We start from the raw sequence: 12,190 nt of genomic DNA on the forward strand, positions 1-12,190 counted from the left end.
CAAGCCGGACAACCCGATCTTTGTGGGCCTCGTGGGCTGGTATTAGTCTATAACTGACCGGGTCACCGCGGGCTCAGGAACCGGCCCCCGCCGCGCCGGGGGCGCCCCCGCCCCGCCGGCGGGGGCGCCCCGTGCTGTCTGTGCGGTCCGTGGGGCTCCGCGAGGCTTTTGTGAAGACGGATTCCCCCGGCCGTCCCCTTTGCTACGTTCGCCGCTCGATCGTGGAAGCGCCGACGGATCGCGAACGGACCGGGGGGCACGGGGATGGCGGAACACGGAGCGGGAGTACCGGAGCGCTGGCAGCGGCTCCTCGAAGGCGCTGGCGGCGGCAGCGGCGGTGACGGTGACGGCGGTGGGGGCGACGGCGACGGCACCGGGACGCGGCTCGCGGGAGTCGACGGGCCCGTCGGCAGCGGACCCGGCGGCAACGGCCCGGGGCGGGACGGCGGCACCGGCGTGCTGAAGTCCGAGAAGGGCCCCTGGGACGTGGCGGCCACGTCACTGGAGTCGCTGCACGGGAACGTCGGCCGCGCGCTCGGCGAACTGCGGGACGCGCAAGCGGGCGCGGGCGCCGGCGACAAGGGCGTGGACGGGCTGGAGAGCGTCGGGGCGCACAAGCGGGTCTTCCAGTCCTGGGAGGCGCGGCTGGAGGTGGCCCGCAGCGAGTGCGGGGAGCTGAAGGACAAGCTGGCGAAGGCGGGCAGCGACTTCTACAAGACCGACCAGGCCGTCAAGGACGCCTTCACCGCGCAGGAGACCAAGCCCGTCCCGCCGCCCGGCGGCCCCTCGGGAAGCTGGTGAGCGCCCGTGGTGACCTACGCGCAGTTGCGGGGGATCGAGCCGGGGCAGTTCGAGGAGGCGGCCGACGGCTGGCAGAAGGTGAGCAGTTGCGCCAGCGAGGCCAAGGACCGGCTGAACGACGAGATCACCGCGAAGCTCAGGGCCGCGCTGAGCGGCGACGGCGTGAACCAGGCGATCGGGCGGTTGCAGCGGCTGAGCCGCAACTTCCACTACGTGCAGGTCGAGTCCGGGCTCGTCCGTACGGCCCTGGACGGGCTGGCCGCCGAGCTGCGCTCGGCGCAGCGGAAGCTGAACACCGCCGTCCAGGACGCCGTCGACGCGGGCATGACGGTGAAGGACGACGGCACGGTGCAGGGCCAGGAGGGCGCGAAGCAGGAGACGGTGCAGGGCTTCGCCGACCGGATCGGCGACGCGCTGCGGGAGGCGGGCGAGGCGGACGGCCGGTACGCGGCCACGCTGCGGGAGCTGATCACGGACGCCGATCTGGAGGTCACCCGCGAGGACTGGGCCGACGTCGCGCGGGACACCGGCAAGGTCGGCGACACGGCGGCCCGCGATCTGGGGCTCGGGGAGGTGCCGAAGGGGAAGTCGCCGCAGGAGAACGCCGACTGGTGGAAGGGCCTGACGGACGAGCAGCGCGCCGACTACGTCTCCCTCTACCCGGCGAGCGTCGGCGCCCTGGACGGCATCCCCTCGGACGTGCGGGACGAGGCGAACAGGGCCTCGTTTGAAAGCACGCGGGCGAAGTACCAGACGGAGCTGGCCGGGATACCGCCGGAGCCGCCGCGCCCCCAGGGGCCTGGCGGGAGCATCACGGACGCGGGGCAGCGCTGGCAGGAGTGGCAGGACCGGTACGCGGACCGCAAGGAGCACCTGGAGAAGGCGCTGAACGGGATGGGCGCGATCCAGGACCGCTTCGACGCCACCGGCAAGGACGGCCTCCCCCAGGCGTATCTGCTGGGCTTCGACGCGGAGGGCGACGGGCGCGCGATCGTCGCCAACGGCAACCCGGACACGGCGAAGCACACCTCCGTCTCCGTGCCCGGCACCAACACCGCGCTGGGCGGGGCGCAGCGCCCCTTGCAGGACGGCGCGGAACTGTGGCGCAGCAGCAACGCGCTCAGCAACGGCCGGCCCGTCTCGACGGTCACCTGGATCGGCTACGACACGCCGCCGGACATCCCGAGCGCGACCGTCGACTCGTACGCGGAGGAGGGCGCTCCGGCCCTGAACCGGTTCCTGACGGGACTGGAGACGGCGCAGGGAGGGCCCGAGGCCGGCCACACCACGGTCGTCGCGCACAGCTACGGCACGGTGCTGGTGGGGCAGGCCAGCATGCAGGGCGACTTCCCGGCCGACGACCTGATCACTGTCGGCAGCCCCGGCATGAACATCGAGAGCGCGGAGGAGCTGGAGACGGGCAGGGACCACACGTGGAACCAAGAGGCGGAAGGCGACGCGATTCCCAACTGGGGGCGGTACGTGCACGGTGAGGGCTGGGGGTGGACCATTCCCAGCGACGACGACTTCGGAGCGCACCAGATGAGGACGGACACCGAGGGGCACGGCAACTACTGGTCGCCCAGGTCCGAGAGCATCACCAACCAGGCCCGGGTCATCACCGGGCGCTATGGGGATGTCACGGGTGCGTAGGGCGTACGGGTACGGCTCCAGGTCCGGCGCGCTGGCCGCCGCGCTCACGGCACTCGCTCTGACGGCACTGACGACGGGATGCTCCGGCATGAACGGCACCGAGGACGACGGACCCGCACCCCGGGTCCGGGAGATCGAAGGCCCCCGCGAGGAGGCCAGGAAGCTGTCCAGTCAGCTCTACGAGCTGCTGCGGGTGAAGGGCAGGGCGAGCGAGGGCGGTCCGGGGGTGAGCCCCTGCGAGGGCAGGGACACGGAGACCTTCTACCGGATCGTCCACCCCTGGTCCCTGAGCGCGAAGTCGCCCGACGAGCTGAAGACGGCGATGGCGGGGCTCAAGGAGGACCTGCCGCGGCACGGCTGGAAGATCGTCGAGGAGGGCCGCTCGTCGAACGCGAACCGGACGCCGTACTTCATGGCCGACTCGACGCGGAAGCGGTTCACGCTGAAGGTGACGCTGGAGGGGCGCACGGAGGCGGCGCCCTCGCCCTCTCCCTCGCAGTCCGGGGCAGGCGAGCCGGAGGGCGGGGTTCCGTCGGGTGACACCGAGCCGCTGCTCTCCTTCCACCTCGTCTCCGACTGCTATCAGGTGCCGGAGGGCGAGAAGGTGGACACGTACTGAACCGGCTTCCCCTTCTGGTCGTGTGACCTGCGGCTTTGTGGCCTCGCCCGATGGGCGGGGCCACTGTTCGCTCCGTCTATACATCGCGTGTATACGCGTGGTGTAGAGTCTCCGGCATGTCCATCAGTCACACATTGCTCGGTCTCCTGGAGTCCGGCCCCCGCCACGGCTACGACCTGAAGCGGGCCTTCGATGAGCGCTTCGGCCACGACCGCCCCCTGCACTACGGGCAGGTCTACTCGACCATGTCCCGGCTGCTGAAGAACGGCCTCGTGGAGGTCGACGGCGTGGAGTCGGGCGGCGGTCCCGAGCGCAAGCGCTACGCCATCACCGACGCGGGCATCACCGACGTCGAGGGCTGGCTCGAAACGCCCGAGAAGCCCGAGCCGTACCTCCAGAGCACCCTCTACACCAAGGTCGTCCTCGCCCTGCTCACCGAGCGGAACGCGGCCGGGATGCTGGACTCGCAGCGGGCCGAGCACCTGCGGCTGATGCGCGAGCTGACCCGTCGCAAGCAGCAGGGCGATCTCGCCGACCAGCTCATCTGCGACCACGCGCTGTTCCACCTGGAGGCCGATCTGCGCTGGCTGGAACTGACCGCGGCCCGGCTCGACAAGCTCGCCACGGAGGTGCGGTCATGAAGCTCGCCGACCAGACCCCGGCCCCCGGCTCCGGCACCACCGGCGCGCCCCTGCTCGCCGCCAGCGGCCTGCACAAGACCTACGGCGCCACCGCCGCGCTCGACGGCGCCGACTTCACCATCGCGCCGGGCGAGGTCGTCGCCGTGATGGGACCCTCCGGTTCCGGCAAGTCGACGCTGCTGCACTGCCTCGCGGGCATCGTCCAGCCCGACGCGGGCAGCGTGACCTACCGTGGCCAGGAGCTGTCGGGCATGTCGGACGCGCAGCGCAGCGAGCTGCGCAGGGGCGACTTCGGGTTCGTCTTCCAGTTCGGCCAGCTCGTGCCCGAGCTGACCTGCGTGGAGAACGCCGCGCTGCCGCTGCGGCTGACCGGTGTCGGCCGCAAGGAGGCGGAGAAGTGCGCCACCGCGTGGCTGGAGCGCCTCGAGGTCGCCGACGTGCGCCACCACAGGCCGGGCCAGATCTCGGGGGGCCAGGGCCAGCGCGTCGCCGTCGCCCGCGCGCTGGCCGGTGGGCCGCGCGTCGTCTTCGCCGACGAGCCGACCGGCGCCCTCGACTCCCTCAACGGCGAGCGCGTGATGGAGCTGCTGACCGAGGCGGCCCGGGAGACCATGGCCGCCGTCGTGCTCGTCACCCACGAGTCCCGGGTGGCCGCCTACTCGGACCGCGAGGTCGTCGTACGCGACGGCAGGGCCCGGGACATGGCGGGTGCGCTGTGACGGCGCGGGGCAACGGCGTGGCGTCCCCGGAGACGGACCGCGCGACGGACCGTGCGGCTGACCGGGCGGCGGGCCCGGCCGAGGGCGCCTCGGCGCACGCCCCCTCGGCCCAGGCCCAGGCGCCCGCGGCGCCGAGCGGCCTCAAGCTGTGGGCCCGCGACCTCTTCCTGGGCGCCCGGTTCGCGGTCGGCGGCGGACGCCAGGGCTGGACCCGCACGCTGCTGACCGCCGTCGGCGTCGGGCTCGGCGTGGCCCTGCTGCTGCTCGCGACCTCCGTGCCCGAGATCATCGACAACCGGAGCGCCCGCGAGGAGGCCCGGTCGGCGGGCACCCAGTACACGGAGACCGAGCCCCCGCGCACCGAGCGGACCATGCTCACCTCCGACGCCAACACCCGGTTCCACGGCGAGCAGCTGTACGGGAGGCAGTTGCGCGCCGAGGGCTCGGACCCGATCCTGCCGCCCGGCGTGGAGAAGCTGCCCGGCCCCGGCGAGATGCTCGTCTCGCCGGCGCTCAAGGAGTACCTCGCCACGGACGAGGGCAAGGTCCTGGCCGACCGGCTCGACGCGCGCGTCGTCGGCGGCATCGGGGACGAGGGCCTGCTCGGCCCCGGCGAACTGGCCTTCTACAAGGGCTCCTCTGACATCTCACTGAAGTCGGGCGCCCACCGGGTGGAGGGGTTCGCGCAGACGGAGCAGCAGGGCGAGCAGCCCATGGACCCGACGATCCTGCTGCTGGTCGTGGTGGCCTGCGCGGTGCTCGTGATGCCGATCGCGGCGTTCGTCGCGACGGCGGTCAGGTTCGGCGGCGAACGCCGCGACGCCCGGCTGGCCGCGCTGCGCCTGGTGGGCACCGACGCGCGGATGACGCGTCGCATCGCCGCGGGCGAGAGTCTGGTCGGCGCGCTCCTGGGGCTGGTGGCGGGCGCCTGGTTCTTCCTGCTGGGCCGGACGTCCATCGCCGCGATGGAGATCTCCGGGATCAGCGTCTTCCCGTCCGACGTGCTGCCCGCTCCGGCCCTCGTCGCGCTGATCGTGCTCGCCGTGCCCGTCGCGGCAGTCCTGGTCACGCTGTTCGCGATGCGCGGTATCGCCGTCGAACCGCTGGGCGTGGTGCGGCAGAGCGTGCGCCGCTCGCGCCGCCTCTGGTGGCGGCTGCTGCCGACCGCCGCGGGCGTCCTGCTGCTGGTGCCGCTGGCCGGTTCGCTCACGGGCGACGAGGCGGACGTCGACACCAAGAAGATCGTCGCCGCTGTCGTCCTGCTGCTGAGCGGCGCCGTGCTGCTGCTGCCCTGGGCGGTGGAGCGGGTCGTGCGGAAGCTGAGCGGAGGCCCGCTCTCCTGGCAGCTCGCCACCCGGCGGCTCCAGCTCAGCAGCGGCGTCGCCACGCGCGCCGTCAGCGGCATCACCATCGCGGTGGCCGGGGCCATCGCGCTCCAGATGGTCTTCACCGCCGTCGAGGCCAAGGCGACCCAGGACACGGGCCAGGACCCGGCGCTGGCCCAGGCGCAGGTCTACGGCCCGTACACGACCGTCGAGCAGGCGGCGAAGCTGAACAAGGCGCTGAAGGGGACCGACGGCGTCAAGGAGGCGCAGGGCTCCCTCCAGGCGTACGTGGGCCTGACAGGGACCACGGCCGACGGCGTCAGCGTGACCGTGGGCGACTGCGCCACGCTCCGCGAGCTGGCCCGGATCGGCGACTGCCGGGAGGGCCAGACCTTCCTGGCCAGGTCCTCGGAGTCCGACGAGCCCGACGAGCCGCAGCCCGAGCGCGGTGACCGGCTCGCGCTCGACGAGATCGAGGGCGGCGGGAGCAAGGCGGCGAAGGACCCGCGGGACAGGTGGACCGTGCCCGGTTCCGCCAAGGAGGTCACGTCCCGCAAGACGGCGGACGGCAACTACACGAGCGGCGTCATGGTCACGCCCTCCGCCATGCCCGTCGAACGGCTCAAGGAGGCCAGCTACCGCGCCGCGGTGCGCACCGACCTGAGCGACCCGGAGGCGATGGAGAACGTCCGGACGACGGTCTTCCAGGCCGACCCGGCGTACAACATCTTCGAGATGAAGACCCGCACCACCTCGGGCGAGTTCCTCGGCATCCAGCGGGGTCTCACGGCCGCCTCGGCCGCGGTGCTGCTGCTGATCGGCTTCAGCATGATCATCACCACGCTGGAGCAGCTCAGGGAGCGCAAGCGGCAGTTGTCCGTACTGGTGGCCTTCGGCACGCGCCGCTCCACCCTCGGCGCCTCGGTGCTCTGGCAGACGGCGGTGCCCGTGGTGCTCGGGCTCGCGCTCGCGACCGTCTTCGGGCTCGGGCTGGGCTGGGGACTGCTGCGGACGATGGGGCAGGCGAAGGTGGACTGGCTGGCCTTCCTGCCCGCCGTGGGCGTCGGCTTCGGAGTGATCGCGATGGTGACGCTGGTGAGTCTGCCGCCGCTGTGGCGGATGATGCGGCCGGACGGTCTGCGTACGGAGTGAGGGTGCGTTTCCCCTGGTGGGGCCCCTGACCGACGGGGCCCCGCGCGACCCCGGCCGGTTCCCCTCAACGGCCGGGGTCGCGTCGTGAGGGAGCGGCGGGGTCGCGTCGCACCCAATAAAGTGTTATCACTTTGCTAGGCGTTCGAACGCTGGGGGCGCCGCAGAACCGCAAGAACGGGGGATTCCCATGTCCGTGAACGACACCGATACCGCCGGGTCCGCACTGAAGCCCGGTGACGTACCGCAGATGCCCAGGCCCGACGTGCGCGAGACGGCGGCCCACAGCATTCCGGGCGGACTCGCGCTGCTGCTCGGCCTCGTCGGCTCCCTCATCGGGGCGGGCGCCGTGGTCGGGGGCGGGGTGCTGGCCGGGGACGGCTCGGGCGGCGTCGGCGCTGTGCTCATCGTGCTCGGCGTGTTGCTGCTGATCGGCTCGGTCTTCGCGATGTCGGGGCTCAACATGGTGGCGCCCGGCGAGGCCCGCGTGGTCCAGCTCTTCGGCCGCTACACCGGCACGATCCGCAAGGACGGGCTGCGCTGGGTCAACCCGCTGACCACCCGGCACAAGATCTCGACCAGGGTGCGCAACCACGAGACCGCGGTGCTCAAGGTCAACGACGCCTACGGCAACCCGATCGAGCTGGCGGCCGTGGTCGTCTGGCAGGTCGAGGACACGGCGATGGCCACCTTCGCCGTGGACGACTACATCGAGTTCGTGTCCACCCAGACCGAGGCGGCCGTACGGCACATCGCCATCGAGTACCCCTACGACGCGCACGACGAGGCCGGGCTCTCGCTGCGCGGCAACGCCGAGGAGATCACGGAGAAGCTGGCGGCCGAGCTGACCGTACGGGTGGAGGCGGCGGGCGTGACGATCGTCGAGTCCCGCTTCACGCACCTCGCCTACGCGCCGGAGATCGCCTCGGCCATGCTGCAAAGGCAGCAGGCGGGCGCGGTCGTGGCCGCGCGCAAGACGATCGTGGAGGGCGCCTGCGGCATGGTCGAGGACGCGATCACCCGGATCACCGCGCAGGACTTCGTCGAGCTGGACGAGGAGCGGCGCGCGACGATGGTGAGCAATCTCCTGGTCGTGCTCTGCGGCGACCGCTCGCCGCAGCCGGTGATGAACACGGGATCCCTCTACCAGTGACGGATCCGCACGCCTCGGGGGAGGAGCCTCCGGAAGAGGAGGCTCCGGGCCCGGCGGCGCCGAAGCGGCGGTCGCAGCAGCGCAAGCAGGTGCTGCTGCGGCTGGACCCGTCGATGCACGACGCGCTGGCGCGCTGGGCGGCGGACGAGCTGCGCTCCACGAACGCGCAGATCGACTATCTGCTGCGCCGGGCGCTCAAGGACGCGGGCCGCCTCCCGAAGGAGGCCCGGCCCCACCCCCGCAGGGGGCGCCCGCCCCGCGAGGAGCGATCCGGCGAGGAGCGGCCCCGCGAGGAGTGACGGGGTCCGGGGCCCGCTGGACCGGGGCCGGGGGCCGCTGGGCCGGGGGTCACTCCACGAGGCGGACGGGCAGCGGGGAGAGCGCGGCGCGGAGCGACGCCGCGAACGTCGTGAACTCCGCCTCGCGCGCCGCACCGGCCCGCATCGTCAGGGCGATGCGCCGCGCGGGCGCGGTGGGCGCGAAGTAGGCAGTGGAGAGCTGGTCGTTGCGGGCCGTCTCCACCCGCAGTGCCGTACGGGGCAGCAGCGTGACGCCCATGCCGCCCGCGACGAGCTGGACCAGCGTGGACAGGCCCGCCGCGCTCGTCGTCACGGCCCCCTCCTCACGGCCCGCCTCGCGGCAGATGTCCAGGGCCTGGTCCCGCAGGCAGTGCCCCTCGTCGAGCAGCAGGAGATCCATCTCGCGCAGCGCCGACCTCGGCACGTCCCCGCGCCCGGCGTACTCGTGGTCGCGCGGGGTGACCAGCACGAAGTCCTCGTCGAACAGCGGCAGCTCGGTGACCCCGGCGGCGCCCAGCGGGATCGCGAGCAGCAGCAGGTCGAGCCGCCCGTGCCCCAGCCCGTCGAGCAGCGAGGCGGTCTGCTCCTCGTGGACCTGGAGATCGAGGTCCGGGTACTCCTCGCGGACGAGCCGCAGCACGGTGGGCAGCAGATACGGCGCCACCGTGGGGATCACGCCCAGCCGCAGCACCCCGGTGAACGGCGCCCGCGCGGCCTCGGCCTCCTCCAGCAGCTCGCCGACGGAGTCCAGGACGCGACGGGCCCGCGCCGCCATCCGCTCACCCGCGGGGGAGAGCAGCACCTTGCGCGTCGTGCGCTCCAGCAACTGCACCCCGAGCGTCTCCTCCAGCGCGGCCACGGCGCCCGACAGCGCGGGCTGGCTCATGCCGATCGCGCCCGCCGCCTCCCTGAAGTGCAGATACTCGGCGACGGCTGCGAAGGCCCGCAACTGCGACAGGGTGGGCTGCCGGGCCCGCGCCGCGTGCGCCGACGGGTACGGGCCGCTCGGCGCGGCGCTCGTCGCGTACGGTGTGGGCGGGGTCACTGATAACCACCTCCGATCAACACCGGCAAGGGTAACGGTTTCCGCGATGAATCCCGGTCGGCTCGGCGACGGCTCGGCGACGGCTCAGCGGTGGCTCAGCGATGGCTCAGCACGTTGACCACCCGCCCGTTCGGGTCCCGGACGAAGAACCGCCGCACCCCCCACTCCTCGTCCCGCAGCGTGTGCACGATCTCCGCACCGCTCGCGCGCACGGCCGCGTAGACGGCGTCCACGTCGTCCACCTCGACGCTCATGTCCGGCACGACGGGCGCGGTCTTGTCATGCGTCATGAAGGTGACCTGCGCCGTCGGGTTCTCGGGGGAGGCGAGCGTCACCACCCAGCCGTGGTTCATGACCTCCTCGAACCCCAGCAGCCCGTAGAAGTCCCGGCTCTCCTCGACGGCCTCCGACGCGATGTCGGGCATGACCCGGCGGACGGACATGGTGCCTCCTCCTTGCTGACGGTGCGAGTGCGAACGTCGCGCGTGAACGCCCCGCCGATTCTCTCCGGGCCCGCGCCCCGGTGTCCCTCGTTTGCGCGGCACTGGAACAAGCTCGGCCCGGAAGGGGCGGCTCGTCCTCGCGGCCTCGACGTCGGCACACTGCGCCGCCGCGCCCGGCTGCCGCCCGAGTGCGGTTGGCGTGGCCTGTGGCTGGCTGCGGGGGAGGGGTGGGGCGCCATCCCGTCGTCCGGCCGTGCGCCGGTACGTGGCGGGTCGCCGTACTGCCGCCGTCGTGACCGCGCCCGCGTGAGCAGACCACCCCCGGTACGGGGCTGACGGGGGGCGACTGCTGCCGCGTCGGGGTTGCGCGGCTCGTGGTCGCTCCGCGTCGGTTCCCCGCCGTCCGGGTGGCGGAGCGTGCCGCCCCAGCAGGCGCCGAGCCGACGTGCTCTTCGCGATGCTCCGCGACGGCACGTTCTACCAGCCCCAAACCGCCCCAGCCCCTTGACCAAGCAGATAGGGGCACCCCCCCGGCGAGCGAGCGCCAGCCAGCCCAGCAGGTGCCGAACGCCGCTCAGTCGAGGCCGCCGTCGAGGAGCACCAAGCAGCAAAGCGCCCCGCCGCTCCGAACAGGAGTGACGGGGCTCATGCCCGGTATAGGGCTGGGCTCAGCGCTGATGCTTGGCGAGTTGGACGAGACCAGCCCACGCTTCGCGGCTCATGCTGAGGGTAGGGCCGTCCGGGTTCTTGCTGTCCCGGACCAGGAAACTCCCGGTGGCTGCTGCGTGTTCTGGAGCCCACTCTATGCACTCGGCACCCTGGCCATTGCTGTAGCTGCTCTTCACCCAAACCAGAGGCAGCGCGTTCTCAGTCATTTTCATACTCTTCCAGGTACGTGTGGAACAGGGTCAGGCTCTCCCCGCTGTCAAGGGCCTTCGACCGGGCGATGTCCAGAAGCGTCGTCAGCTCCAGCACATCAGCCGGTGTGTCCACCACCGCGCCAGACGCGAACGACTCGACGTAAGCGAAGGTCACGCCATCCCGAAGGGTGAGCAGACTCAAGCTACCGCCCAACAAGGGATGCACTCCACGAGAGAAGGGCAGCACCTGCACCCGGACTACGCCATCGTTGCTCTCGATCATGCGGAGTATCTGACGAACCTGCTCCGCCATGATCGCCCGATTGCCTACCGGCCGACGCAGGGCCGCTTCATCCATGATCGCCCAGTACAGCGGAGGCGATTCGGAGTCCAGCACCGCCCGGCGATGCGACCGCATGGCGACCTGTAGCGCAACCTTCTCAGCGTCTTTGCCCGGCATTGACTCCGTGAACAGGGCGGTCGTGTAAGCCTTCGTCTGCAACAGCCCTGGCACGACAGAGCTGTTGAACGTCTGGATGCGAGCGGCCCGTTTCTCCTCTTCAAGCACCTTGCGTCCGTACACAGGCACTTCTGCCGCTACAGCCACAATCAGCAGATCGGCGAACAGGCCGTCTGTCTTGTAGAAGTCGTCAAGCGCTTCCGCCAGTGCTTCGGACGGGAGCTGTTCCCCGCGCTCTACCCGGCTTAGGTACGTGTGCGGGTATCCCAGCTTCTCAGCGAGCGCCCGTAGCGACAGGCCCAACTGAGCCCGTGCGCGCCTCGCACGTGACGCCAGCATCCCAGCAGGTGTGGCGGGCATCGCGTCTGCTTCTGGCTCTAGTTCCATCGTACTTACCTCCCCTCAAAACCCTGTCCACTGAGCGTATTTGGTTACGCGCCCTCCGTGTACCTACCTCGTTCTTTTAGCGATGGTGGAGACACAGGACGCACCCGCCCCCAGGGGGACGATCAAGATTCGGAGCTGGTATGTCGAACGACCTACCGAAGCGGGCGTACCGCGACGGCGCGGCAGAGCTAGAAGGGGCCGTCGCGGGGTGTCCGGTGAGCCCGGAGGCGACGAAGGAAACCAGTGAACGAGAACTGAGGAGTACAAGCAATGGGTGCGAAGGGCGACCACGCCGAGAAATTCAAGGTGGCCGAGGATGCCATGTGGGAGCTGCGCGAGGTACTAAAAAGCAGGGGCATTACGTTGCCGTCCCTCGAACTTGACCCCGTGTCTCGTGCGATGGGACTCGAACCGCTGATCGACTTGTCCCGATGCAACGTCGCTACGGCTAGGAAACTGGCCGAGTCCCTTCGTGCCGCCGAGAAGGGGTAAGGACGTGGACGTGTATGCCGAGCTAGCCGCCCGCGTTGATGCCCATGGCAAGCGTGTAGACGAACATCTCCGCCGAAACAATCGAGCGCCTATCTGTAACACGGTAGCCATCCCCACACGCGGAGAATCCCTCCAGGCTTTCCC

The 12,190-nt window shown here is 71.2% G+C and carries 13 protein-coding genes; 9 read left to right on the plus strand and 4 right to left on the minus strand.

Annotated features, from left to right (window positions below; all coding sequences use genetic code 11):
• Positions 1–264: 264 nt before the first annotated feature.
• The 8 genes from ACWGJ2_RS35045 to ACWGJ2_RS35080 all read left to right on the plus strand — a co-directional run bounded on the left by ACWGJ2_RS35045 (position 265) and on the right by ACWGJ2_RS35080 (position 8,359).
• Positions 265–801 carry a hypothetical protein gene (locus ACWGJ2_RS35045; RefSeq protein ID WP_453350393.1) on the plus strand — a complete coding sequence of 179 codons (537 nt, stop codon included), beginning with the start codon at positions 265–267 and terminating at the stop codon, positions 799–801.
• Positions 802–807: 6 nt separating this feature from the next.
• Complete coding sequence (locus ACWGJ2_RS35050; protein WP_453350394.1) at positions 808–2,454, plus strand: alpha/beta hydrolase; 1,647 nt, start codon at positions 808–810, stop codon at positions 2,452–2,454.
• The gene (locus ACWGJ2_RS35055) at positions 2,447–3,073 is read left to right on the plus strand and encodes a hypothetical protein (RefSeq protein ID WP_453350395.1); all 627 of its coding nucleotides are present in this window, start codon (positions 2,447–2,449) and stop codon (positions 3,071–3,073) included. Before ACWGJ2_RS35050 ends, ACWGJ2_RS35055 begins: the two co-directional genes overlap by 8 nt.
• A 116-nt stretch (positions 3,074–3,189) precedes the next feature.
• On the plus strand, positions 3,190–3,714 hold the full coding sequence (locus ACWGJ2_RS35060) for a PadR family transcriptional regulator (RefSeq protein WP_453350396.1): 525 nt from the start codon (positions 3,190–3,192) through the stop codon (positions 3,712–3,714).
• Positions 3,711–4,433 (plus strand): ABC transporter ATP-binding protein, encoded by a 723-nt coding sequence (locus ACWGJ2_RS35065; RefSeq protein WP_453350397.1) that lies wholly within the window; start codon positions 3,711–3,713, stop codon positions 4,431–4,433. The genes ACWGJ2_RS35060 and ACWGJ2_RS35065 overlap by 4 nt, the downstream gene beginning before the upstream one ends.
• 17 nt (positions 4,434–4,450) lie before the next feature.
• Entirely contained in the window at positions 4,451–6,910 is a 2,460-nt protein-coding gene (locus tag ACWGJ2_RS35070; protein ID WP_453350398.1) for an FtsX-like permease family protein, read from the plus strand.
• Between the two features lie 187 nt (positions 6,911–7,097).
• Positions 7,098–8,060 carry an SPFH domain-containing protein gene (locus ACWGJ2_RS35075; protein ID WP_453350399.1) on the plus strand — a complete coding sequence of 321 codons (963 nt, stop codon included), beginning with the start codon at positions 7,098–7,100 and terminating at the stop codon, positions 8,058–8,060.
• Positions 8,057–8,359: a hypothetical protein gene (locus tag ACWGJ2_RS35080; protein WP_453350400.1), complete on the plus strand. Its 303-nt coding sequence runs from the start codon at positions 8,057–8,059 to the stop codon at positions 8,357–8,359. The genes ACWGJ2_RS35075 and ACWGJ2_RS35080 overlap by 4 nt, the downstream gene beginning before the upstream one ends.
• Positions 8,360–8,408: 49 nt before the next feature.
• Here ACWGJ2_RS35080 and ACWGJ2_RS35085 read toward each other — a convergent pair whose 3' ends face one another.
• The 4 genes from ACWGJ2_RS35085 to ACWGJ2_RS35100 all read right to left on the minus strand — a co-directional run bounded on the left by ACWGJ2_RS35085 (position 8,409) and on the right by ACWGJ2_RS35100 (position 11,554).
• Positions 8,409–9,404, minus strand: a complete 996-nt coding sequence (locus ACWGJ2_RS35085; RefSeq protein ID WP_453350401.1) for a hydrogen peroxide-inducible genes activator — start codon at positions 9,402–9,404, stop codon at positions 8,409–8,411.
• A gap of 95 nt (positions 9,405–9,499) precedes the next feature.
• A complete protein-coding gene (locus ACWGJ2_RS35090; protein WP_453350402.1) occupies positions 9,500–9,847 on the minus strand; it encodes a VOC family protein in 348 nt (115 codons plus the stop codon).
• Positions 9,848–10,515: 668 nt separating this feature from the next.
• Complete coding sequence (locus ACWGJ2_RS35095) at positions 10,516–10,728, minus strand: DUF397 domain-containing protein (protein WP_453350403.1); 213 nt, start codon at positions 10,726–10,728, stop codon at positions 10,516–10,518.
• On the minus strand, positions 10,715–11,554 hold the full coding sequence (locus ACWGJ2_RS35100; RefSeq protein ID WP_453350404.1) for a helix-turn-helix domain-containing protein: 840 nt from the start codon (positions 11,552–11,554) through the stop codon (positions 10,715–10,717). The genes ACWGJ2_RS35095 and ACWGJ2_RS35100 overlap by 14 nt, the downstream gene beginning before the upstream one ends.
• Before the next feature lie 270 nt (positions 11,555–11,824).
• Here ACWGJ2_RS35100 and ACWGJ2_RS35105 point away from each other — a divergent pair, with 270 nt between their 5' ends.
• Positions 11,825–12,046, plus strand: a complete 222-nt coding sequence (locus ACWGJ2_RS35105; protein ID WP_453350405.1) for a hypothetical protein — start codon at positions 11,825–11,827, stop codon at positions 12,044–12,046.
• The last annotated feature ends 144 nt before the right edge of the window (positions 12,047–12,190 follow it).

The sequence above is a fragment of the Streptomyces sp. NPDC054796 genome (genome assembly GCF_053611545.1).